Annotated in this window: 19 protein-coding genes; 3 read left to right on the top strand and 16 right to left on the bottom strand. The window is 62.2% G+C overall.

What is annotated here, in order from left to right; genetic code table 11:
• Positions 1-41 precede the first annotated feature (41 nt).
• Positions 42-884 carry an HNH endonuclease family protein gene (locus JZY06_RS10300; RefSeq protein ID WP_330617262.1) on the bottom strand — a complete coding sequence of 281 codons (843 nt, stop codon included), beginning with the start codon at positions 882-884 and terminating at the stop codon, positions 42-44.
• Between the two features lie 119 nt (positions 885-1,003).
• Positions 1,004-1,888, bottom strand: coding sequence for a LysR family transcriptional regulator ArgP (locus tag JZY06_RS10295; RefSeq protein ID WP_207279444.1), 885 nt, complete (start codon positions 1,886-1,888; stop codon positions 1,004-1,006).
• A 314-nt stretch (positions 1,889-2,202) separates the two neighbouring features.
• Between JZY06_RS10295 and JZY06_RS10290 the strand changes: the two genes are divergently transcribed.
• The gene (locus JZY06_RS10290) at positions 2,203-2,913 is read left to right on the top strand and encodes a LysE/ArgO family amino acid transporter (RefSeq protein WP_207279443.1); all 711 of its coding nucleotides are present in this window, start codon (positions 2,203-2,205) and stop codon (positions 2,911-2,913) included.
• Positions 2,914-2,998: 85 nt separating this feature from the next.
• Here JZY06_RS10290 and mgrA read toward each other — a convergent pair whose 3' ends face one another.
• The 3 genes from mgrA to JZY06_RS10275 all read right to left on the bottom strand — a co-directional run bounded on the left by mgrA (position 2,999) and on the right by JZY06_RS10275 (position 7,467).
• Positions 2,999-4,138 (bottom strand): L-glyceraldehyde 3-phosphate reductase, encoded by a 1,140-nt coding sequence (gene mgrA / locus JZY06_RS10285; RefSeq protein WP_207279442.1) that lies wholly within the window; start codon positions 4,136-4,138, stop codon positions 2,999-3,001.
• Positions 4,139-4,266: 128 nt separating this feature from the next.
• Positions 4,267-5,538, bottom strand: a complete 1,272-nt coding sequence (locus JZY06_RS10280; RefSeq protein ID WP_207279441.1) for a YkvI family membrane protein — start codon at positions 5,536-5,538, stop codon at positions 4,267-4,269.
• A 657-nt stretch (positions 5,539-6,195) separates the two neighbouring features.
• Positions 6,196-7,467 carry a YkvI family membrane protein gene (locus JZY06_RS10275; RefSeq protein ID WP_207279440.1) on the bottom strand — a complete coding sequence of 424 codons (1,272 nt, stop codon included), beginning with the start codon at positions 7,465-7,467 and terminating at the stop codon, positions 6,196-6,198.
• Positions 7,468-8,363: 896 nt separating this feature from the next.
• On the opposite strand from JZY06_RS10275, the gene JZY06_RS10270 reads away from it, so the two are divergent.
• The gene (locus JZY06_RS10270) at positions 8,364-9,143 is read left to right on the top strand and encodes a hypothetical protein (RefSeq protein ID WP_207279439.1); all 780 of its coding nucleotides are present in this window, start codon (positions 8,364-8,366) and stop codon (positions 9,141-9,143) included.
• Between the two features lie 118 nt (positions 9,144-9,261).
• On the opposite strand, the gene gatB is transcribed toward JZY06_RS10270, so the two are convergent.
• The 6 genes from gatB to JZY06_RS10240 form a co-directional block, all read right to left on the bottom strand.
• Positions 9,262-10,764, bottom strand: coding sequence for an Asp-tRNA(Asn)/Glu-tRNA(Gln) amidotransferase subunit GatB (gene gatB / locus JZY06_RS10265; RefSeq protein WP_207279438.1), 1,503 nt, complete (start codon positions 10,762-10,764; stop codon positions 9,262-9,264).
• Positions 10,765-10,808: 44 nt separating this feature from the next.
• Entirely contained in the window at positions 10,809-11,378 is a 570-nt protein-coding gene (locus JZY06_RS10260; protein WP_255568545.1) for a VanZ family protein, read from the bottom strand.
• Positions 11,379-11,643: 265 nt separating this feature from the next.
• Positions 11,644-11,937: a hypothetical protein gene (locus JZY06_RS10255; RefSeq protein WP_207279436.1), complete on the bottom strand. Its 294-nt coding sequence runs from the start codon at positions 11,935-11,937 to the stop codon at positions 11,644-11,646.
• Positions 11,938-12,462: 525 nt separating this feature from the next.
• Entirely contained in the window at positions 12,463-12,966 is a 504-nt protein-coding gene (locus JZY06_RS10250) for a hypothetical protein (RefSeq protein WP_207279435.1), read from the bottom strand.
• Positions 12,967-13,260: 294 nt separating this feature from the next.
• Positions 13,261-14,292: a 6-phosphofructokinase gene (locus tag JZY06_RS10245; RefSeq protein ID WP_207279434.1), complete on the bottom strand. Its 1,032-nt coding sequence runs from the start codon at positions 14,290-14,292 to the stop codon at positions 13,261-13,263.
• Between the two features lie 344 nt (positions 14,293-14,636).
• Complete coding sequence (locus tag JZY06_RS10240) at positions 14,637-16,082, bottom strand: MFS transporter (RefSeq protein ID WP_207279433.1); 1,446 nt, start codon at positions 16,080-16,082, stop codon at positions 14,637-14,639.
• A 102-nt stretch (positions 16,083-16,184) separates the two neighbouring features.
• Here JZY06_RS10240 and JZY06_RS10235 point away from each other — a divergent pair, with 102 nt between their 5' ends.
• Complete coding sequence (locus tag JZY06_RS10235; protein ID WP_207279432.1) at positions 16,185-16,793, top strand: GNAT family N-acetyltransferase; 609 nt, start codon at positions 16,185-16,187, stop codon at positions 16,791-16,793.
• Positions 16,794-16,818: 25 nt separating this feature from the next.
• Here the strand turns inward: JZY06_RS10235 and JZY06_RS10230 are convergent, their stop codons facing one another.
• The 5 genes from JZY06_RS10230 to gatA all read right to left on the bottom strand — a co-directional run.
• Positions 16,819-17,949 carry an ABC transporter substrate-binding protein gene (locus JZY06_RS10230; protein WP_207279431.1) on the bottom strand — a complete coding sequence of 377 codons (1,131 nt, stop codon included), beginning with the start codon at positions 17,947-17,949 and terminating at the stop codon, positions 16,819-16,821.
• 250 nt (positions 17,950-18,199) lie between these two features.
• Positions 18,200-20,668, bottom strand: coding sequence for a hypothetical protein (locus JZY06_RS10225; protein WP_207279430.1), 2,469 nt, complete (start codon positions 20,666-20,668; stop codon positions 18,200-18,202).
• Positions 20,661-21,476: a protein phosphatase 2C domain-containing protein gene (locus JZY06_RS10220; RefSeq protein WP_207279429.1), complete on the bottom strand. Its 816-nt coding sequence runs from the start codon at positions 21,474-21,476 to the stop codon at positions 20,661-20,663. The genes JZY06_RS10225 and JZY06_RS10220 overlap by 8 nt, the downstream gene beginning before the upstream one ends.
• On the bottom strand, positions 21,477-22,205 hold the full coding sequence (locus JZY06_RS10215) for a vWA domain-containing protein (RefSeq protein WP_207279428.1): 729 nt from the start codon (positions 22,203-22,205) through the stop codon (positions 21,477-21,479).
• Between the two features lie 652 nt (positions 22,206-22,857).
• A partial coding sequence (gene gatA / locus JZY06_RS10210) for an Asp-tRNA(Asn)/Glu-tRNA(Gln) amidotransferase subunit GatA (protein WP_207279427.1) occupies positions 22,858-24,284 on the bottom strand: 1,427 nt, incomplete at its 5' end.

Genomic DNA, 24,284 nt, shown 5'->3' with positions numbered 1-24,284 from the left:
CTGTCACCGGCTGCCGGGGCCGGGCCGGGCGGGGGCGGGTGTTACTGCGGGCAGGTGTCCAGTTGTCTGGCCAGCGCGTCGTGTTCGGCTTGGGTGACCCACAGCCGGTAGCGGTCTTTGACCACGATTTGTCTGATGGCGTAGGCGCAGCGGAAGGGTTTGTTCGGTGGCAGCCAGGTGGCGGCGTCGCCGTCGCGTTTGGCCATATTGGCCGCACCGTCGACGGCCAGCAGGTTGTCGGGGTCGTTGGCGAAGTTGCGGCGGGTGTCCCCGTCCAGCTGTTGGGCGCCTTTCTGCCACGCGTCCGACAAGGCGACAACGTGGTCGATGTGCACTTTCGCCGAGGTGTGCTGTCCGCGCCGGAAGCTGATGGTTCGCCCGGTGTAGGGCCCGTCAAGGACTCCGCTTTGCACCACGCACCCGCGGGTGCCCGGTTTGGCGGACACGGCGGCAAGGTCTCGTCGCAGTATGTCGTTTCGGGTGTCGCAGCCGTTGTGGCCGAATTCGACGGTGACGTCATCGCTCCAGCGCTGCCCGAATTCCCGCCGGCTGTAGCCGGTTGCCGGGGCCCGGCCTTTCACCGCCAGTCCGGCCAGGCGTTCCCGGGCCGTGGCAGGCGCGGCGATGAGCCGGTAGCGGGGTGTGGCCGCCGGTGTCCCGCCGCCGGCTGCTGTGGGGTGGGTGGTGTGGGTGGTGGCCGGCTGGGCGGCCGGACGGGTGCCGGTGGCGGCATCGGCCAGATCCTCGAGTATCTGGGGCACCGCGGTGTCGGTGACGGTGACGGTGGTGGCGGCCACGGTGGCTGTCCCGGTGGCCGGTGGTGCCGGTGGGCCGGCGCATCCGGCGGCCACCAGGGTGCCGATGATGGCGCCGGCCACCGCCACAGGTGCGCTCCACCGGCGGGGCGGACACCGTCGTGGGGTTTGTTGTGGCAGCTGCCCCGGGGTGGACGGCCCCTGGGGGCCATTGTCTGCTGTGCCGTGCCCGACTGTGTGCGCGTGTGTCACCGGCTGACCGGATCCAGGGTGGCGGCGGCGGCCCGGGTGACTGCCTCGGTCAGTTGTGTCAGAAGCGGTGATTCCAGCCGCCAGTGCTGCCAGTGGAGGGCGACTGTTTCCACCCGGTCGTCCAGGACAACCAGCTGCCCGGAGGACACCAGCTGCCGTGACTGCTGGTCGGGGACCAGTCCCCAGCCCAGGCCGACGCGGACGGCTTCGAGGAATCCTTCCGATGACGGCACCTGGCTGATGCGCCGGTTGCGGGGCGGTGTGTCGAGCCGTCCTTTCAGGTCACCGTCCTGGATTTTGTCTTTCGGCCCGTAGCGCAGGGCCGGCATGGCCGCCCAGTCGATGCTGCCGTCAGCCCGGGTGTAGTGGGCGGCCAGGGCCGGTGAGGCACAGGCCCGGTAGGTCATCACCCCCAGTTCGGTGGTTTCGCATCCCGACACCGGGGTGTGTTCCCGGGTAACGGCACCGACACAGTCGCCGCGGCGCAGCAGCGCCACCGAGTGGGCTTCGTCTTCAATGTGCAGTCTGAGACACGCCCCGTCCCACCCGGCGACTTCGGCCATGACGGCGGGAAACCAGGTGGCCAGGGAATCGGCGTTGATGGCCACCGACAACGGAACCCGGGCCAGCCGGCCGGTCAGTTGGGCGTCGGTTTCGGCCTGCAGAAGCCGCATGCGGCGGGCCGCCTGGGCCAGCACCTCCCCCGCCTCGGTGGCGGTCACCGGCTGCATGCGGCGCACCAGAACCCGGCCTGTTGACTGTTCGAGTGCCTTGATCCGCTGGCTGACAGCCGAGGGGGTCACAGCCAGCTGGTCGGCGGCGGCGTCGAACGAGCCCTCGTCAACAACAGCGAGCAGGGTTTCCAGATGCACGGGATTCACGGGCTGATTCTATAACGGCTGCCGGCGCTTCCGCCGTTCTGTTCCGCCCCGCCCGGCACCCGGCTGTCGGGCGCCGGGCGCCGCACGGGCGGCGCCGGGAGCCACCGCAGACACTGCGGCCGATCCCCCTTCCCCCCGTCCCGACCCCCTGGCACATCCGTGTGAGCACGGCCTAAGTTCGTGGCCCACCGGCACCGTCAACACCACTGCACTCTGCGTGGACAAAAACTTTGACCTGGCCGGTTAAGCGTTGCTTACGCCTGGAAACACGGCGTTATTTTCTTTTAATGACATGCGGGTGTTTGATCATGGGCATGAACATTGTCGTACACGGGCTGGCCGTCGGTTTATCACTGATCATCGCCATCGGACCGCAGAATGCCCTGCTGCTCAAGCAGGGCATCAAACGCACCGGAGTCACCGCCGTGGTTCTGGTGTGCCTGATCAGCGACATTATTCTCATTCTCGGCGGCACCGCCGGGGTGGGCGTGCTCATCGACAAAGCCCCGATTGTGCTGTCGATCCTCAAGTGGGCGGGTGTGGCCTACCTCAGCTACTTTGCCTTCACCTGTTTCCGTGACGCGTTCACACGCTCCTCCGCCGCAGTGGTCGAGCAGCAGGATCCGGCGCCCGGAAACCCGCAGCGGCACCCCGGCACCGCGGGCACCCACAACGGCCCGCCCGCGTCCGGCACTGCCGTGGCCACCGCCGTCCGCGATAAGGCACCGGCGACAGCACACTGGAAACAACCGGTCCTGGCGGCAGTGGTGATGACCTGGTTGAACCCCGGCACCTACGTCGATGTGGTGGTCATGCTCGGCGGTATGGCCAACCAGTACGGCGAATCGGGGCGCTGGTTGTTTGCCACGGGCGCCATCGCCGCCTCCACCATCTGGTTTCCCAGTATCGGCTACGGTGCCGCGGCACTGGCCAAGCCGTTGTCGAATCCGACGGTCAACAAGTGGGTCAATGTCGGCATCGGTGTCACCATGGTGTTGATTGCCGCCCGTTTGATCCTGCACTGACCATCACACACCACAACCCCCGGGCCGCGTGACCGCATGACACGGTCGGCGCGGACCCGGGGGTTATTTTCGGTGGCGGGATTGATCAGAAAAAACCGTTGGCGCCACTGCGGTGCGCCTCGTCGTCGTCCTCCCGGATTTTCGACTTGGTGGCACCGGCCCACAGGTTGATCCCCGCATCGCGGGCGACCTCGTCAATGGCGGCGAGTTCCTTGCCCGTGAACTCCAGGTTGTCGACGGCATCGAGGTTGGCGTCGAGCTGTTCGACCGAGGATGCCCCCACCACCGCGGAGACGACAGTCTGGTTGCCGTAGTCGCCCTGCTGGCGCAGCACCCACGACAGGGCCATCTGGGCCAGTGTCTGGCCGCGTTCCTGGGCGATGTCGTTGAGCCGCGAAACCATCTTCAGATTCGACTGGCTGAGCATGTCATCCGACAGCGACTTGTGGGCGGCGGCCCGGGAATCAGCCGGAACACCATGGAGATAGCGGTCGGTGAGCAGCCCCTGGGCCAGCGGGGAAAACGCCACCACACCACAGCCGGCATCAGCTGCCGACGCCAGCAGACTGTCGCCGTCTTCCCCGGGTTCCTCAACCCACCGGTTGACGATCGAGTAGCTGGTCTGGTTGACAATAAGCGGGCAGCCTTCCTCCGCCATGAATTCACAGGCCTCGGCGGTCAGCTCCGGGCCGTAGGAGGAAATGCCGACATAGAGCGCTTTGCCCGAGGCGACAATGTCGCGCAGCGCGTACATGGTTTCTTCCAGCGGCGTCTCCGGGTCGGGGCGGTGGTGGTAGAACACATCGACATAGTCCAGGCCCATGCGCTCCAGCGACTGGTCGAGGGAACTGACCAGGTATTTGCGGGAGCCGCCGAAACCGTAGGGGCCGGGCCAGCCCCGCCAGCCCGCTTTGGTGGCGATGACCATCTCGTCGCGGTGCCCGGCGAAATCCTCGGTGAGGATGCGGCCGAAGTTTTTTTCCGCGGAGCCGGGCGGCGGACCGTAGTTGTTGGCCAGGTCGAAATGCGTCACCCCGCGGTCGAAGGCGCGGCGGATGATCGCCCGCTGGTTGTCCAGCGGTTTGTCCCAGCCGAAGTTGTGCCACAGGCCCAGCGAAATCACCGGAAGCTTCAGGCCGGAATGGCCGAGCTGCCGGTAGACCATATGGTCGTAGCGGTCATCGGAGGGGGTGAACGTATCCGGTTCCGGTGCTGTGAAGGTCATGGGATCCATCTTGCACCAAAAAACCGGCCCGTGGAAGAGCCACGGACCGGTTTTCACCGCTTGGGACAGCGTGCCCTGTGCCGGGCGCGGCGGGACAACGTTGCCGCACCGCCGTCAACGATCAGCAGCTACTGCAGATTGCGGCCCCCGGAGTGGTTCTGTTCCTGTTCCCGGATGTATTCATCCATTTTCTCGTCGAAGGCGTCAGCCAGTTCCCCATCCTCGACAACCGAGTTGTGCAGGTGCTGCTTGAGCCGTTTTTCGTGGGCGGGACTGAAATCACGCCGCGGGTTCAATTTGAGCAGCAGCAGTTTGCGAATCTTTTTGCGGCGCCGCGTTTCCTTGCGGATTTCCTTGATGTCTTTCGCCCAGGCGACCAGCAGGATCACGAACAAAACAAAACCGATGTAGCCGAGTACCGGGTAGACGTAGCTGACCAGATTTTTGAAACCGATGAAGCTGACGACAAAGCCGACCAGGCAGCTGGCAACGAACGTCGGGTAGAAGGCCTTGTCCGATTTTTTGGCGGTCAGGCGTTTGGCCAGCGAATAGAACATACCGATGGCGGTGTTGAAGATCATGGCGAAAATCGCGATGGACATCACGTATCCGAGCCAGGGATGGACTTCCTGCACGATCTTCAGCATCGGCAACGCCGAATCGTAGACATCCGGCACATTGAGGAACAAACATACGGCGCTGATGACAAGCATCAAACCGAAGATGAGGCCGCCCAGCAGGCCACCCAACCCGGCCGAGCGCGGGTTGAGGTAGTAGCCGCCGATAACAATCGACATGCTGACCACCAGGATGAACGTCAGGCCACCGTAGTTGATGGCCGCGATAAACGCGGTCGGCAGGGTGGACTTGACCTGGCCGGCATAGGCGTTGAGGGTCTCCACCGGGTAATGGTTGGTGGCCAGGGAATACAGGAATGTCAACAGCACCAGGACAATGATCAGCGGGGTGGTGAACGCAATCGCGTTGGACACCTTGTCCACGTCAAATTTGCCGACGAAAAGCACAATAGCCAGCAGCAGCAGGGTGCCCCAGATATTCGGGATACCGAAAGCCTGGTTGAGGTTGGCGCCACCACCGGCGAACATGACGAACCCGATGGAAAACACGGTCACAATCACCGCCCAGTCGAGGGCTTTCGCCAACAGCGGGTGGGTGACCTCGTCAAGCACGGCGGTATGTTCGTTGGCCTGGTAGTAGGAGCCGAGCTGCAGCACGATCATTCCGCCGAGGGCCAACAGCACAGCCACGAACACGGCGCTCCACAGTCCGGCGGTACCGAAGTGGACGAAAAACTGCATCACCTCCTGCCCGGAGGCGAAGCCCGCGCCGACGGACAGGCCGACGAAAGCCATGGCAATGGACAAGACACGTTTGGTCATGGGTTTGGGAATTCAACTCCTGTATTTTGGCTCGCATCCGCGAAAACGGCAGGCTTGATGGGCGGATTTCTCCCACGGGAAAAACCCGCCCACCAGTCATGGCTGCGGCGTGTTGTTTTTCAAAAAAGCCGCAACCGCGAGAATGCATGGTGTTCAGAAAAAAGCAACGGCGTGCACGCCGGCACTGCCGCCTGTGCCCCGGTTGGGGTCACCACAGCCGGGGCATACGGCCACCGGCGCCGGGAAGCAGCAGACAGCAGGAACCATATCCGCTGCCTGTGGCCCACCGGGAAATCCAACAGCCGTCCAGTATAGTGCCGGCCGCCGGGATTTCCAGTTGGAAAGCCGCGGCTGCCACAACAGCTTCGGGCTGATTCAAATCCCCGGTTTTTCCGCACTCCGGCTCTCCAGAACACCCACTGCCGGGGGCGGCCATCACCGCCCCGCCACAAGCTCGGCAGCAGCCGGGAAAAACGGGACCATGCCCGTGCCCTACCGGCCCCGGAAGGCACACGTGCCCCGCCACGGCCCGTTGCAGGAGAAAAAAACCACCCCGGCACCCGCAGATGAAAGCGGATGGCAGGGGTGGTGCACCGTGGGCTGCCCTGTCCCACCGGGGTGTGTGACCACCACCGGCTACAGGGCAGCGGGTGTGGGCTAGTTGAGGTTGCGGCCCTCGGAAGACTGCTCTTCTTCTTCAGCGAGCATCTCGGCGACCTTTTCTTCGACGGTCCCTTCCAGCTCGGCGTTATCGATGTTGGACCGTCCGATATGCGCCTGCATACGGCGCTCCTGCGCCGGGCTGAAGCTGCGGCGGGGATGCAGCTTGATCATCATCAGGTCACGGATCTTCTTCCGGCGGCGGGATTCCTTGCGGATTTCGCCGATATCCTTGATCCAGTTCCAGGCCAGGACAACCGACAGCACCACACCGACATAGCCGAGCAGCGGGTAGACGTAGGTGACCAGGTTACGGAAACCGAAGAAGGAGATCACGAAGCCGAGCAGAACCACGGCCACGAAGGTCGGGTAGAACGCTTTGTCGGGCTTCTTGCTCGTCAGGCGCTTGGCCAGCGAGTAGAACATACCGATCGCGGAGTTGAAGATCATGCCGTAGATGGCGATCGACATGACGTAGCCGAGGAACGGGGTCATGTCCTGGACGATCTGCAGCATCGGCAGCGGGGAGGTGTAGACCTCGTCGATCTTCAGGAAAAGGGCGACGGTCGACATGATCAGCATCAGGCCGAAGGTGGTGCCGCCGAGCAGCCCGCCCAGACCGGCAGCCCGCGGGTTGAGGTAGTAGCCGCCGATGACAATCGACATACTCAGCACAACGATGAGGTTGAAGCCGGCGTAGTTGATGGTACCGATAAACGCGTTGGGCAGGGTGGTTTTGACGTTCTCGGCGGCAATCTCCAGCTGTTCGGTGGGTGTGTCGTGGGTGAAGATCACGTAGATGAACGCGATGAAAAGCATCACGATGATCAACGGGGTGGTCACCGCGATGGCGTTGGACACCTTGTCGATATCCAGTCGGCCGATCAACAGCACCAGCACCAGCAGAATCAGGGAACCCCAGTTGTTGTGGATGCCGAAAGCCTGGTTGAGGTTGGCGCCGCCACCGGCGAACATCACGAAACCGATGGAGAAGATAGTCAGCATCACCGACCAGTCGAGAACCTTGGCGAGCACCGGATGGGCAACCTCGTCAAGGACGGCAGTGTGCTCATTGGCCTGGTAGTAGGAACCGAGCTGCAGAATCACCATGCCACCGATCGCCATGAAAATGGCGACGAACACGGCACCCCAGATACCGGCGGTACCGAAGTGGACGAAAAACTGCATCACCTCCTGCCCTGAGGCGAAGCCCGCGCCGACGGCGAGGCCGACGAAAGCCATAGCGATAGATATGACACGTTTGGTCATGGGGGGAAAGTCAACTCCTGGGTTGTCGGAAAAATCGTGTCCCGGCCACCTGGAGCCGGTCTTTGCGGTCGTTCACACCCCATCCACCCGGGCAGTACCCCGGCATAATTGCCAGAAGGTCCGCGGGGACGGAGAGAAAACAACAAAGACCGGCGGTGGGCCTTGGAAGGATGAAGGCTCCAGCGGTTACGGCGGAAAACACATGGTATTCCCGCCGCCGGGTCGGCAGCCTGCTTATGAACTAATGTCCAGCCTGAATGCGTGGGGAAAACACGCAAACAAAACTCGGGGGAACCGTCCCAGCCACGCCATTGCGTCGCTGTGCGGCTCAACCCCTGGGTGGCGCCTTGCATCCATGGTACCGGCCACAGCTGGTGCAACCCCCACCGACACCGCCACCAAAAACAAGGTCCAGCCTTTTGACTTGACTCAAACTTCCGTTCGCCAAACTCCGCCAAAGGATGCACAGACCCCCGCACCACCGCAATATGGGTGGTAAACCCGCAGGACAGCCCTATTGGATACGCTCACCCTCAGAGAAAAAGTGATATTTAACACACCTGACGTTTTTCGGCCACCCCCTGCCAACAGCAGCAACCTTGCCAACGCACCGCACGCCCCAGTAGACAACACGCACAACAATCGGAAACACGGCGCGGAAAAACCACCTCCACCCGCGGCCATTGCCACATAAAAACAGCCACTGGCGCAAACAACCTAAGATTTCCTTAAAATCGACATTTACCCTGCACAAAAGGCTTTAAATTACATGTATGGAAGATAAAAACGACAATTGTCGATTACCCGACAATAAGGGGTATTTCAGGCGGGGTTAAGCGGTGTTGGCATTAGACTCCAAACCACTCTTTGCTCCATCTTGTTCCCTAGGAATTACTATGCGCTTGAATTCCCCTGAATCAGTTGGCCTCGCCTTCACGGCCGGAGTAGCCGCCGCTTTCGGCGCCGTCTCCCCCGCTTCTGCATACAGCATGCAACCGACGTTGCCGAGTTCACCAGAGATTGCTGCCGCCATCCGATTTGCCGCCTCATCATCCAGCGACTGGAATTCCGAAGAATCTATTACCGCTGTCGACACAGTTCAGCGCTTCCTGTCGTTGAAAAAAATGGATGACCTCTCGGTCGGTGACCAGAAGTATTTCCTGGTCACCTATGCCAAAGCACCGGTATCGGTATGGGAAATCAACTGCGCAAACTACAGTCCCGTCACCCAACCATGCACTGCTATCGAAAAGAAACTTGAATACGGTTGGGCCGCACTTCCAAATTCAGCACAACGCGACGTGAGAAACTGGGTTGGCGAGGCAACACTTGATACCGCATTGACACGTCTTTCTCTCGAGGCCAGGGAAGCCAAAATCGCGGCTGCGAAAGCAGCTGTCAAAAACGGTCGGACATCCGGGGCAAACGGCTCCCCGTCGCCGACCGGTGATGGCAAACAAGCGGCGACCGGGGTATTGACCATGGGGACGCTTGCCGCCGACACCGTTGGCGAGGTGGCGAAAAGCAGCTCGCCGAATCAGGCCAACGGCGACGACGGCTCCCCGGTGTCGTCGGGTTCCATGCCGATCGCCCTGGGTGCGATTTTGATTCTCATCGCTTCTGCCACTGCGGCGATTGCCGCCAATCCGTATTTGCTGTACTACCCGCCGGAATAGATCGTCTTTACGGGCACATGGCCGTCGTGCGCGGCAGATGTCCGGGAAGAGAAAAACCATCGCCAGCCCCCGGTATCACGGGGGCTGGCGATGATCATTTCGAGCAGTTGCCGGGTCTTTAGCGGCACTTTTCCGCGATGAGCTTGTTCACCAGCGCGGGATCGGCTTTACCGCGGGTGGCTTTCATCACCGCGCCGACAATGGCGCCGCCGGCTTTTTTGTTGCCGCCCTTGATCTTTTCGACAATGTCGGGGTTGGCGGCCAGGGCCTCGTCGACGGCTTTTTCGATTGCCCCGTCGTCGCGGACCACTTCCAGGCCACGGTTTTTGACGACCTCGTCGACATCGCCTTCGCCTTCGAGGACGCCGTCAACGGCTTTGCGGGCCAGTTTGTTGGTCAGTTTGCCTTCGTTGATCAGGGCCACCACCCGGGCGACCTGCGCCGGGGTGATCTCGAGGGCGGCTAGCTCCACACCCTTTTCGTTGGCTTTCTGGGTCAGGTACGACACCCACCAGCTGCGGGCCTCCGAGGGGGTGGTGCCGGCTTCGACGGTGTCGATGATCAGATCCAGTGCCCCGGCATTGACCAGGTCGCGCATCTCTTCATCGGAGAGTTTCCACTCTTTCTGGATGCGTTCTTTGCGCACCCACGGCAGCTCCGGGAGGGTGGCCCGGATTTCTTCCACCCATTCCCGCGGTGCGATCACCGGCGGCAGATCGGGATCGTTGAAGTAGCGGTAGTCTTCCGCGGTTTCCTTGATGCGCCCGGCCGTGGTGGAGCCGTCGGTTTCCTGGTAGTGGCGGGTTTCCTGGCGGATGGTCCCACCGTCGGTGATCACCTGCGCCTGGCGCATCATCTCAAAGCGGACAGCCTGTTCGACAGAGCGCACCGAGTTGATGTTCTTCGTCTCGGTGCGGGTGCCGAATTCTTTCTGGCCAATGGGGCGCAGCGACAGGTTGGAGTCACAGCGCATCGATCCCTGGTCCATACGCGCATCGGAGACACCCAAAGCCACCACGAGTTCCCGCAGGGCGGCCACATAGCAGCGGGCGACCTCCGGCGCCCGGGCACCTGCCCCCTCAATGGGTTTGGTGACGATTTCGATCAGCGGGACACCGGCCCGGTTGCAGTCGACCAGCGAGCTGGTGGCCCCCTGAAGACGACCGGTGGCACCACCCAGGTGGGTCAGTTTGCCGGTGTCTTCCTCCATGTGGGCGCGTTCAATTTCAACGCGGTAAATCTCGCCGTCATCAAGCACCACATCCAGGTAGCCGTCGTGGGCGATCGGCTCGTCGTACTGGGAAATCTGGTAGTTCTTCGGCTGATCCGGGTAGAAGTAGTTCTTCCGGGCAAAGCGCGAGGATTCGGCGATCTCGCAGTTCAGTGCCAGCCCGATCTTGATGGCCCATTCCACGCCTTTGGCGTTGACCACCGGCAACGCGCCGGGAAGCCCCAGTGAGACCGGGTCGACGTGGCTGTTGGGTTCCGCGCCGAAAAAGGCCGATGATGCGGAAAACATCTTCGTTTCGGTGGCCAGTTCCACGTGCACCTCCAGCCCCATCACGGGATCGAAGCGCTCGAGAACCTCTTCAAAGTCCATCAGATCATAGGAGACTGTCATGGCTGACAGTTTATCGCCCTGCGCCCGACAGTGGTGCCACCGGCTCACCCGGTGACTGCCACGGCCACCATTCCAGAGACCAGCACCACCACCAGGACTGCGTTGACAAGCCCCACCGCCGCCACCCCGGCGGCCGCGATCCCCGGTTTCCCGGCGGCGGTGCGCCCCAGCCAGTAGCCGGCAAGAGCCCCTGCAGCGTTGAAAATCACATCGTCGATATCGGTGTAGCCCAGGGCGAAGACAAACTGCACAAGTTCAATGACAATACTTGCCAGTCCGGCTGCCACCGCGACGGCCGCATAGGGGTGAAACCGCCCGGGTCCGGCTGTCAGCTGCCTTATCCTGCCTCCGGCACCTGTGCACAAGACAACCAGCACCGCAACAAACACCGGGGCGGCAAACAGCGCAATATTGCCCACCGCATTGATCCACGGCGAATACCAGTGGGTGGGGGAGAAAAATTCGGCGAAGGGAACCAACCGGATCTGGCGCACCGACTGGTTGGCTGTTTTCCACAGGCCACCGATAAACAGCTGGCTTTTCGCCATGGTCAATGCCAGGGTGCAGACAAGTTGACACGCCAACACCCAGCCAAGCGCCAGCGGATGCACCATAAGGCCCCGGTGTGCAGGCCCCTTCCCACCAGGGCTGCCGACCGGTTCGACCAGCAGCCCGCAGGCGCACGCCGTGGCACGGATCCACCCATAAAGCTTGGAAACGGTGTTGTCCGGCCGCATGCTCATGCCGGCCAAACTACCAGTGGGGCGCACCCGGTGACAGGTGGCAAGGCCCAGGCCTAAACCTGTCCGGGTGCCACCGGGCGGCCGGGCAGGAAGGACGCGGGGATTTTGAAAAAACAGGCTGTGCCCGACCGATGGTCTACTGGCGGCGCAAGTATTCCAGTTGGTGGAGAAGATCGACCATTTGCAGCCGTTTTTCCGCCAGCGCCAGTCTCATTTCCACAGGGGCGCAACCCTCAGCGGATCCGGGGTCACAGTTGGCGCTGCGCTTCGGCCGGGAATTGATGGTGTTGCGCACCGAGTTGCGCGCCCAGGCGGCGCGTGCCAGTTTTTCCACCGGCTTCCGGAGTTTCCACTCACAGTCGTCGTGCCGGTGTGGAGCCGCCGAAGTGTAGTCGGGGAGCGGGAAATCACCCAGGAATTCCCTGACCACGGCGTCAATATCGGAGGGTTCAGCAAATCTGTTGCCGGGGCTGACGGTAGCCCTGTTCCGGTCGGCGGGCGTTGCGGAACGCTTGGTTCTGGTGGGCGGACAGATAGCAGTCGTTGAACTCCTCCAGGCGCCGTTAGAAGTCCATTGTGTGGTTGAGAAAAAAGACTCTTCCCGCAACCCAGTCCACAGGGACGAGCGCCCACTCCATGACAGGCTCCCCGCAATCAGTGTGTGCCACCGCCCGTATCCCGGTCACGCCGCAGACCGCGGCCGACCCGTAACCGGGCGTGCCGGATGACCGTGACTAATCCTGTACCGGCCCGCAACCGGGAGGTGGTGCGGTGGAAGGAAAAACACCTGCACATCCGGGTGAAACAGTGCCGGGCGATACGTTATGTGGTTCTCACGGGCAGGTCCCGGCCTGCCCCAGGGGTAACCGCGGGTATCTTCTTCCCCCTTGTGACCGGACGGTGGTGGCACTCATCCGACCGTGGGAGGGGTGGAAACCACCACTGGTGGAAATGGTCAGGCCCCGGTTTTGCGGAAGGCGATGCCGTCGACCCCGTCGGTTAAGTAGATGATGTTGTTGTTGGCCAGATACATGATGGTTTGGCCGGAAAACACCTTCCAGAATTCGTCATCGACCGGGGAATCACAGCCCCGCTCGTCCCGCCGGGCATTGCCCAGCACGATCGCACCCTGGTTGGTGACCACCAGTTGCGCACTGTAGGGGTTGCAGCCGTCGGAACCGGTGACCGGAAGAGTGCCGGTGGCTGTCGGCTCGGGGGCGGTGACAATGGTGACTTTCTTGCTGGAGACCGCTGTCAGGGTTCCCTGCATCAGGTTTTTGATGCGGTTTTGGTCGGCGATGCGCTGCGCCCCCTGCGGCAGCGGTGACTGCACGTGGCCGGTGAAATCCCCGAAGGAGGAAAACGAGGCACCGGCGGGAAGGGCGGTGTCGATGGTTGTGGACATACCGGAGGAAAAAGCTGTCGCCGCCGCCAGAAAAGCGACAAGGGGATTGGCCATGGCCATAGGGGGTGCACCTCATGAATTGTGGATAACACCGCCGCGCAGCAGCAGTGTGATCGGACGTGTAGAGCTAAAACTTACCAGCACCACCATCGGCTGTGCGTCGGCCACGACACGCCGGGGTGGAACCGGAAAAAAGCGCGCACCCGGACCCTGCGGGGCTTGTGAGGACAACACCAACCGGATGGTTGAGTGCTGCTGCCCCGGGGTGCGGATGCGCGTGGACGTGGGTGAACGTGGAAACGTTGTGTGCCGGTTCGCAAAAAAACGAAGGGCGGTCAACGGCCCCGGTCAGCCGAACAGGGCGCGGGCGGTGCGGTAGCGGCCCTCGGGCACGACTTTCAGGCTGCCGACGGCTTCCTGCAGCGGAATGAGTTTGATGTGTTCGCCGTGCAGCGCCACCGTGGTTCCGAACTCACCCTGGTGGCAGGCACGGGCGGCATGCACACCGTAGCGGGTGGCCAGCACCCGGTCGTAGGCGGTGGGGGTGCCGCCGCGCTGAATGTGGCCCAGTGTGGTGGTGCGGACGTCATGGCCGAGACGGTTTTTGATCTCGTCGCCGATCTGCTGGCCGATGCCGGTGAAAATCTCGTGGCCGAACTGGTCCAGTCCGCCGGACTGCAGTTCCATGGTGCCGGGTTTGGGGGAGGCACCTTCGGCGACGACGATAATGCCGTACTTTTCACCCATCTGGAAGCGGCGTTCCATGGCCTTGCAGATTTCGGCGATGTCGAAGGGCTGCTCGGGGATGACAATGTAGTGGGCGCCGCCGGCCATACCGGCGTGCAGCGCGATCCAGCCGACGTGCCGACCCATGACCTCGACGATCATCACCCGGTTGTGGGATTCGGCGGTGGTGTGCAGCCGGTCGATGGCATCGGTGGCAACAGAGACGGCCGTGTCGAAACCGAAGGTGTAGTCGGTGCCGTTGACGTCGTTGTCAATGGTTTTCGGCACACCGACGACCGGAATACCGTTGTCCGACAGCCATTTCGCGCCTTTGAGGGTGCCTTCGCCGCCGATCGGGATCAGGGCGTCGACGCCGGCGTCAGCCAGATTGGCTTTGATGGTCTCCAGGCCCGCCTTGAACTTGTCCGGGTGCAGGCGGCCGGTACCCAAAATGGTGCCGCCGCGCAGCAGAATCCGGTCAATGGATTCATCGTCGTAGAGCTGCACGCGGCGGTCCTCCATCAGGCCCACCCAGCCGTCCTGGTAGCCGACAACAGTGGAACCGTAATCGGAGCTCGCGGTGCGGACGATGCCGCGGATGACAGCGTTGAGGCCGGGGCAGTCGCCGCCGGAAGTCAAAGTCGCAATACGCATGCCCCCGATCCTAGCCGAAACTAAAAATATTTTTGTTTGCGCCCGGTTTTTCCGCGGGTTTTGGGATTATTCCCTCCCGATCGGACAAAAAACGGACCCAACCCCACACAGCCTCCCCTTGATCCGGAAACCCGTTCTACGCTGGACGGACGTCACCTGCACAAGCTCCCGCATCTCACCCCCGCCGCAGATGTTGCGGGTGGATGAATGTGTCGCAGCCACCGGATGAAGACCGGGACTTCTTTTCAAAAAGCTGGACAGTGAACCTGCCGCCGGGACGGTTGTATCCGCCGCCCGGGGCGGGTTCTCCCGGCCGCCGGTGGTCCGCCGCCGCGCGCGGTGGGTCACTGCTGCTGGTACTGCGGCGGCACTTCCTTGAAAAACGACACGGCGACAAGCCCCCCGGCCAGCACCACGGCAATGATGATCACCGAGTTGCCCATGGCCGTCGATATGGTGTGGCGGGCCGCCTCGATCTGCATGATCGCGCCGACGGCGGCGGCCCCGAGCACACTGCCGACCTGCCGGGTGGTGTTGTAGACCCCGGAGGCGGCACCGATGGCTGTCGGCTGGACATCCCTCATGGAGGTCGCGGCATTGGGTGACCAGATAAACCCGTGCCCGACACCCATCAGGCAGATGGCGGGGAAAATCCACCACAGCCCCACCCCGTCGCGCATCACCGCCGCAAGCCAGGCCACCCCGACGGTCATGGCCGCAAAACCGCCCACCGAGAGCACTTTCGGGTGCAGTCTGTCGGAGAGCCTGCCGGCAAACGGGGCCAGCACCCCGGAGATCACCGCCATCGGCACCAGACAGAAACCGGCTTTCTCCGCACTCAACCCCAGGCCCTGCTGCAGGTGGATCATGATCGGCAGGGTGACTGCCCCGACGGTGAAGCCCATGGTGAAAATCGACACCGTGCCGACGGTGAAGTTGTGGTTGGAAAAAAGACTCGGCGGAACCAGCGCATCGTCGCCGCGCCGTTCCTGTGTTTTCTGCATCCGGACAAACACCCCGCACAGCACCAGCCCGCAGCACAAGGTGGCGATGATCCAGCCGTTCCAGCCGATCTTCGGCCCGTCCTGCAGGGCGAACACCACCCCGGCGACAGCCAGAATCGACACAATCACGCTGCCAAGCCCCATCCGCCGGGCGGTGCGCGGCATGTCGGGGACGAATTTCATCACCATCACCACGCACACAATCCCGATGGGCACATTGATGAAAAACACCCACTGCCAGCCGATGGTGCCGACAATCAGACCCCCCAGCAGGGGGCCGACGAGGGTGGCCAGGCCACCGACCGATCCCCAGATCCCCATGGCCGCACCCCGTTTGTCACGGGGAAAAATCCGGTTGATCACACTCATCGACTGCGGCCCCAGTAACGCCGCCCCCAGTCCCTGCACGGCGCGGGCGGCAATCAGCGACCCGGCAGTGGGCGCCAAGCCGCAGGCCAGGGAGGAGACAGTGAACACACTGACCCCGACGACAAAGACGCGGCGCTGCCCGAAACGGTCGCCCATACGCCCGGTCACCAGCAAAGGGACCGCGAAAAAAAGCAGGTAGATACTGGTCACCCAGACAACCTGGTTGAGGGTGGCGTTCAGCCCCTCCTGAAAATCCGGGGTGGCCACCGCCACCACCGTCTGGTCGAGCAGGATCATGAAAAATCCGATGCACAAGCTCGCCAGAGCCAGCCACGCCTGTTTGATGGGCACATCGACCACGGCCCCGGATGGCGGGCGCCCGCTGGATGTGGTTGATGCTTGTTGTCGCAAGGCCATGCCTGAAAGCCTACAACCCGCCCCGGATAACAATTCAACAACCAATATTTTGCCGGTTTCCGGCCCCGGCCAGCAAGCCGGACGGTGCTAGACTCGCCCGGTATGGCGAACCCGCTCATTGACCCGGAGTTAACCTTGAACGGACGATTCGTCGACCTTGTGCCCCTCTCGCGCAGTCACGCACCGGCTCTTGCCGTGGCCGTCGATGATGGCGGACTCTACCGGCAGTGGTGGACCTCAACCCCGGATCCGCGGCACATGGCCGCCGATATCCGGCAGAAACTGGCCCGCGGGGCAACCGGCGAAATGGTGGCTTTCGCCATTATCGACACAGCAACGTCCACCCCGTGCGGGGTCACCGCTTTCTACGCCATCGACCCGACGGTGCCGCGGGTGTCCATCGGCTACACCTGGCTGCGCAAATCACTGTGGGGCGGGCCGATCAACCCGGAGATGAAATACCTCATGATGGCCCACGCTTTTGAGCGGGCGGGCTGCAAAGCGGTGGAAATACGAACCAAAAAGACCAACCGGCACAGCCGCGGGGCGATCGAGAAACTCGGCTTGAGCCTGGACGGGATCATCAGAAACACTGTCCGGCTGCGCAACGGCCGGATTGATGACTCTTACGTCTACACCGCCACCGACCAGCAGTGGCCGGGAATCAAAGCCGGGCTGGACAGGCGACTGGCCGGTTTCACCGCCGGGTAAACCACCACCGGCTGCGGCCCGGGCTTTACCGGGATACGCCGGTGAGATATTCCCGGCCGGCAACCGACTCGGGAAGCGACAGCTGCGGGGTGACCGACGAGTCGGGGACCAGGTCGAGCTGCTGAAGCGCGTGGCGGACATATTCGGCACCGTCAACAGCCAGTGGCCCGGTGGTCATCATCGCATAGGGCACATTAATGAACCGGTGGTGTTGCACCGCCGGTAAATCCCTGGTCAACGGGTTGGATTCCAGTTGGGCGATTTTCTCGTCCAGGCTTTGGCCCGGGTAGTCGACGAAAATAAAGGCGTCGGGTCGGGTCTCGGCGATTTTCTCCCAGCCGACAGCCACCCAGGAATCCTCGATTTCGCCGGTGGCGTTATCCGCTCCCGCCCTGTCGATGATCGCGTTGGGGGCACCGTAGTTGCCGGTGGTAAACACTGTCTCCGAGACGGAATCGATGACGAACACCACCGGTGGTGTGTCCGGTTTCGGCGCCCGGTCCAGTGCCGCCAGACGTTCATCGATATCGGCGATGGTGTCCTCCGCCTGAGTGCTGTCGCCCAGGATGCTGCCCCAGTTGACCAGGTCCTGTTTCACGCTGACAAACGGGTCAATGATCCCCTGGGGGGATGAGGGATCCAAGCGGCAGGTCTCGGTGAGGATATAGGTGGCAATCCCACGGTCATCGAGAGTTTTCGGGGTGATTTTATTGGCTTTTGACAGCCCGTAGTTCCATCCGCCGACGAAAATGTCCGGCTGCTGGGCCACGATCTGATCCAGCGACGGATGCCCGGGTGAGACCTGTGGCATCCGGTCAATGGTGGCGGCGCCGTATTTCGCCTGCAGAACAGGGATGTCCCGCTGCACCGACGAGACCGCGGCAATGGAATCGGCTCCCCCGGCCGAGAGCACCGTGGCCAGGATATTGCCCTCGTTGACAAACAGTTTGCCGTGGCTGTCGAATTCCACCGGAATCCCGCAGTTGGTGACGGTCACCGCTGCCCCGTCGCTGTCCGCGGCCGTGGCAGATGTGGCGTGGTCAGCCGGGCTGGCGGTGGTGCTGCCGGTGGTGCTGTCGTCGGCAGTGGATGTGCAACCGGCTGCAATCAGGCCTGCGGTGAGCAGGACAACGGTGGAACGGGTCAAACGGGTCATGAAACCAGGTCTTCCTTGTTAACGTGGGTGTGGTCACAGATCACGTGGCGCTCGGCGGGCACCATGGTGGCACAGCTGCTGGCGCACCTGTGCCCGGTGTTGTGATGTCCCCGTGGGTCCCACCTGTCACTGTGCAACGATGTTACCCGGCGCGGTCGTATCAGTGCGGCATGCTCTCTCACCTGCTGCAAAACCCCGTATGCCAGTCTGTAGCGTGCAACCTGGACATTGTCGGCGACGGGACCGCTGGTTAGTTGTCTTCGACCTCCGGCGGGGTTTCCGTGACACTGATCAACAACCCCAGTGGATCATCGGGGTTGTGTTCCAGATTGAATCCGTAGACCGCGTGCTCGGGAACCCCTTCAACGTCCCTAAAAAAATCCGGTCCCCGGAAAATGGCCGGCGGGTCAAGCGGGACGGGAGAAATACCGCCGACAGGCTTGTCGGCTTCCGGATCAACCACCGGCACCGTGCGGTAAAGCTGCCAGGCGACCTTAGTATCGGTGTCACCGCCCAGCAGCAGCCACTCGCCCGGTGACACGTCACCGGGGTTGACCACCCGGGCCGGTCCAGCCGCTTCCAGGCGGTGCTTGACTCTGGGCCAGCATTCAGCCCAACAGACAAACCCGGAACACAGCAGGACCACGGCACACAGGAAACTCTTCATCCGCTGGCCTTTGGCCCGCAGGCACTGGATCAGCAACACCACGGCAAGCAGATAAAAAGCAGATTTCGCCGATTGCCCGAGCACCCACTGCACCGGCAGCGGCGCGGAATGAAAAATCTCTCTGACAGTGCCCGACAGTGGGTCGGACAATGTCTCCTTCCAGTACACTCCTTCGGCTTCTTTGATGAACCAGCGCACGTGCAGCAGTCCCAGAAGTGGTGCGGCCGTCACCATCAAAACGGTGACTGTACTGAAAGCGACAACCATCCTTTCGTACACCGTGGCCCCGCAACCGGCCTGTAGGAAACCCTCGAAAACGAGGTACATACCGACAACAAACGCTCCCCCACCCAGCGCTATACAGGCCAGCGGATACCAGTCCGGGTGCCCCAGATATGGAGTAATCAGCCAGTTGTTGACCAGTTGCATCTCAACGAAGCGGGAAATCGAGGCCGATCCGGTACTGATCCCGACAAACCGGACCGGATCAACCGCCCAAAACGACATCAGTCCGGCCAGGGCGGCCACAACGGCAAGCACCGGCCGACCGTAGCGCGACCAGGTGCGCCGGGCCGACACCAGTGCCACGGCCGCCAGCATGATGGGCACCATGCCGCAGAAAAACGCCACGGTTTCAGCCGGAATAAGTGAACCGATGGCCCCCGGCCGCTCAAGCGAGTCGAAGGACGAACCGAAACCGGTGGGAACTCTGGCCGCTGCAGCCACCAGGGACAAACCCAGGGCCATAGCGGTCATTTCCTTGAGGCTGGTGTCCGGGAAAAAACCGGGTTGCTTGGAAAACCATGTCTCCCATGGCAGTTTTCCCGCCTTGACACCAGCCGACTGAAAAGCCGTGGAAGAAGCTGGTTTCCGGCCCACCGCTGGCCTGGGCTTGGTGCCCGGGGTGGCGGTTCGTGGCGGGATGGACTCGAGTGTCTCATCCAACAGCTCGCTGGGGTCACGCCATATCCGGGTATTTCCTTGATGTGTCTGTGGATGAATGTTCCGCTTCGCTGCGGCGACACCAAAAAGCTGACGAATCTCGGCGGAGACTTCCACCTGATAGCTCTCCGCAACCTGGCTCAAAACGGTGAACCATTGCTTTGGACCGGGACGTTTTGGCGCATCCCCATTCCCATGCAGCCCCGCAAAAGCGGTAGCAAACAGTTGTTTGATTCCCCGCTCACGAAGCAGTTGCGGCTCGTCTTTTGGCCACGTGTATCCGGTTGCGTCCCCGCCGACCCACAGCCCCTTTCTGCGGCGATCCGGCGACGATGGATAGTTGTCATCCGCGCCTGTCCACACCCCGAAGTCGAAGGGACGCACATCAGTGACAAGCATGAACAAAAGGATCGCCATCACATACCAGTCACTGTTTTTCTCCCTTTCCCTGGCCGGGGTCCACCGGTTTTTCGGGTCATCCCACTTGTCCGGAAACTCCGGACAGGGACCTGTGTAGGCGGCCGGCAGATTCTCCGGGGCGGCAAAATCAGCGGTGACACCACCACAGCGGTAGTCTCCCCATTGCGCCGAGTCAAGATCAACAAACACAACCGAAAAATCATTTCTTACCAGTACATTTGCCGGTGTCAGATCACCGATGACCAGCCCGTTGCGCTGCGCCAATTCAACAGCTGCGATAAGATTCACCGCGACCTTGAGGCGACTGATTGCGTCTTTGTCGTGGTCGAGGAAATCTGTGAAAGATCGGCACCAGTCAGGATCATGGTAGAGAAGGGTCACGCCCATGAAGTTTTCTTCGCCGTCTTCAACCACGGCCTTCGGCCATGCCAGATAGCTGTGGCCACGGATTTTGCGTTCCTCAGGCCGATTGGCGACCATGGCCCGGAGTTTTCGTTCACGTCTTCCGCCCGGGTCGGTCCCGGGAGGGAAAATTTTTGCGACCTCATTGAGGCGGTCGGGTTCAACGACCCGGTAGATCGTCGCTTCTCCCCCAACTCCCACCTGCCCCTGCAGAATGATGGCGGTTTGCTTGCCGGCTCCATCCCGCCGGGTGAATGAGAAGCTCTCGTTTTGGTCATTGTCATCCACGGTGGTCTCCTCTGTTACCGGTTGTCCAGCCCGACGGGTCCGGGTTCACTGCCATAGCCAGGGTGGTGTCGTCGCCGAGTTGATCCGCCCACTGTTGAAGTTGTTTGTGCAACCAATCCTCGCTTGTGCGTGCGCGACAATCCCGGGACAGCTGGGTGACAAGCGGGATATTCACCCTGCCTGTTGACGGATGGGTGAGCTTTCCCCGCAAACCGTCGGTTGAGAGAAAAATCTCTGTAAGCCCTTCCAGCACGGTGACTCTGATGGCGGCCTCACCTGCGCCGGGAAGCGCATCTGTCATGGTGGGTATGTCGTAGACCGGCGCCGGGTCGATCCATGCGTACCTCCCGTCCGAAGTGTCCCCCGTGTCATAGTTGCCGACCACCAAACCGTCACCGACCTGGGCTGTAACCCCCGAGTTTCCGGAGACCATCGCCAGCCCGAGAGTTGTCGACAGGCGCGAAGGGTCCAGGTTCTCGTATGCCGCAAAGTCCCGGATTGCCCAGCAGGTTTCCCGGACAGCCGCCCGGGCCACCGCGGCAAACCGGTGCGGATCCTCGGCCAGCTCCTTTTCCCGGGTGCACAATGCCCCGGCAAGAAAACGCGAGGCAGCCTCAACTGCCAGCGCAGATCCGGTCGATGACAAATCCGCCGACCCGACTCCGTCGGCGATCACCATGAACACAGCTCCACCAGGGGTGGCGCAGCATCGTCCGGCATCATCACAGCCATGGCCGGAACGCCGGTGCCTGAGACCGGTGATCTGGGCATATCCTCCGATCCAGCCTGCCGGTGGGTCCTGATTCATCTACCGTGCTCCCCGGGAAACCTGAGTGAAACCGGCCAGTGGGACATACCCGCCCCGCTGCCCAATGATGCGGGTCTCGGGCTGCAGCATCTCGGGAGCATTGTGGTTGTAGACCGTGGTTTGGGTGATGGTGTAGAGCAGTTGGTCGAACAGAGCACCGAAATCAAATTGTGTGATGTCGGTGACCTTGTTTCTCACGCTCAAACGGGCAAGATATTCCCGGTCCGCTTTTTTCCCGACCGCCACCGGGTAGATTCGGCCGCCGGATTTTTTCTCATTTCCGACGGCCAATTCCACTGCTTCATTGGCCAGGGGGCAGAGGGCATCGATATTTCCCTCTCCATCGGTGGGTCCCCCGTCAGAGACAATGACGATCCACTGGCCGCGAACCGCACGACCATGGTCATTCAACTCTTTTTTGCGGCGCGCCACCTCTTCCAGGGCCGCACGGATCCCCGCGCTGAAGTTGGTGATGCCTTTAGCCTGCAATGGCTTGTGTTGAATCCCCGCTACAGGCTGCAGTTTGTGCACGAGGGTGGCTCTGGTGGAAAACGTCACCACCCCCACCTCGACGAGATCCGTCAAATTCGGGTCGCCACTCATGTTTCCGCAGAACTTGGCGAAACCATTGTTGAGCAGGTCAATGGGCTGTTTCCCCTTTTCCCCCCATCCCATGGACTCGGACACATCCAAAACAAGCATGCACAAAAGCTTCGGATCGTTGGACATGATCTTTTTCTCCTTGATGGCAGCTGCCACGCCGCGCAGGGAATTGCACGGGTGTTGAATCCAGTGTGCCTGCATCCACGGCGCCGTGTAAACAGCTGGCCGCCATCCCGCAGGAAGCAATCTCCCCCCGGTGTGGCGTTCAGCCCGCCGCAGACCGGGTCAAAAGTAGAAAATATACCGCCACACAGGCTTTTCGAAAGCTCCCGCAGGCGCAGCGGGGCGGAACAAACCAACCCGGCCCCTTGATGAACACCATCCGCTTCTCCCCCAGTTCAGGGCAAGGCCAGCCACACAGAAGTTTCCCTTTTCCGGCTTTTCTCCGCTCCGGCGAGCTGCGTGGGAATCACCTTAAACGGGTTTGCTTTGTCCGGGGACGGGGCAAAAAGGGGAAAGAAAAAGGGATCACCATACCAGCTGGTGCCGACGGCGCAAGCACAGTCACCGCCACAGACGCACATCCCGCGCCGGCGCCAAAAATAAGACAACACCTGTGTACCGGACGTCGGTCATGCTCCGGCCGGTTCCGCATGCCGGTGGCACTCAAACCGGCGCATAAAAACAGCTCACGCCGGGGCAGGCCCCCGTGGTGGTGGTGTCCACTTCCAGGGGCCGGCCCCGGCGCTTGAGCTGTCGGGTCCGGATATCTTCCGGGCTAGCCTCGCCCGGCTTCGAAGGCCGCACCGACCGAGTACAGGCGGTCGTCGGCAAACGCCGGGGCCATGATCTGCAGGCCGACGGGAAGGTTGGTGTCTTCGGCAAGGCCCGCGGGAAGCGACATGCCGCACACACCGGCCAGGTTCAGCGGCAGGGTGCACAGGTCGAAGTTGTACATGGCCAGCGGATCGTCGACTTTTTCACCCAGTTTGAACGCGGTGGTCGGGGTGGTGGGGCTGACCAGCACGTCGCAGGTTTCGTAGGCTGCGGCGAAATCCTGTGCGATCAGGGTGCGCACCCTTTGCGCCTGCAGGTAGTAGGCGTCGTAGTAGCCGACCGACAGCGCATAGGTGCCGAGGATGATGCGGCGTTTGACCTCTGGCCCGAAGCCTTTGGCCCGGGAGATCGCCATGACTTCTTCCGCCGAGTGGTGTCCGTCGTCGCCGTCGCGCAGACCGTAGCGCATACCGTCGAAACGGGCCAGGTTACTTGAGACTTCGCAGGGAAGAATCAGGTAGTAGGCGGCCAGCGCGTCATCGAAGTGGGGGCAGTCGACCTCGACGACTTCGGCTCCCTGGTCGGTCAGTTGTTTCACCGCGGCGTGGAAGTTGTCGAGCACACCTTTCTGGTAGCCGTCGCGGTCGAATTGTTTGACCACACCGACCCTCACGCCCTTTAAGTTGCCGTCGGCACCTTTTTTCGCTGCGGCCACCACATCAGGCACCGGCTTGTCGACGCTGGTGGCATCATAGCTGTCGTGCCCGGCAATGACCTGGTGCAGCAGGGCGGTGTCAAGCACCGTGCGGGCGGTGGGTCCACCCTGGTCCAGTGATGAGGCGCAGGCGACCAGCCCGTAGCGGGAGACTGTGCCGTAGGTGGGTTTGACACCGACGGTGGCGGTCAGCGCGGCCGGCTGGCGGATGGAACCACCGGTGTCGGTGCCGATACCGATCGGGGCTTCGCCGGAGGCGATCGCCGCCGAGGATCCGCCGCCGGAACCACCGGCTGTGCGGGTGGTGTCCCACGGGTTTTTCGTCGGGCCGTAAGCGGAGTTCTCGGTGGAAGAACCCATGGCGAATTCGTCCATGTTGGTTTTGCCCAGAATCGGGATACCGGCTTGGCGGATCCGCTTGGTGACCGTCGCATCATAGGGGCTGAGGTAGCCTTCGAGCATTTTCGACCCGCAGGTGGTCGGCATATCGGTGGTGGTGAACACATCTTTCAGTGCCAGTGGCACACCGGCCAGTGCGGAGGCCGGTTTCTCGCCGGCGTCAAGGGCCTTGTCGACTGCTTCCGCGGCAGCGAGTGCCCGGTCTTCGGCCACGTGCAAAAAGGCGTGCAGTTGACCGTCGACCTCGGCGATCCGGTCCAGATGCGCCCGGGTGACCTCGGTGGAGGAGATTTCGCGGGAATGGATTTTCTCCG

The sequence above is a fragment of the Corynebacterium mendelii genome, assembly GCF_017307055.1.
Taxonomy (GTDB): Bacteria; Actinomycetota; Actinomycetes; order Mycobacteriales; family Mycobacteriaceae; genus Corynebacterium; species Corynebacterium mendelii.
This window is presented reverse-complemented; position numbering and strand designations above follow the sequence as displayed.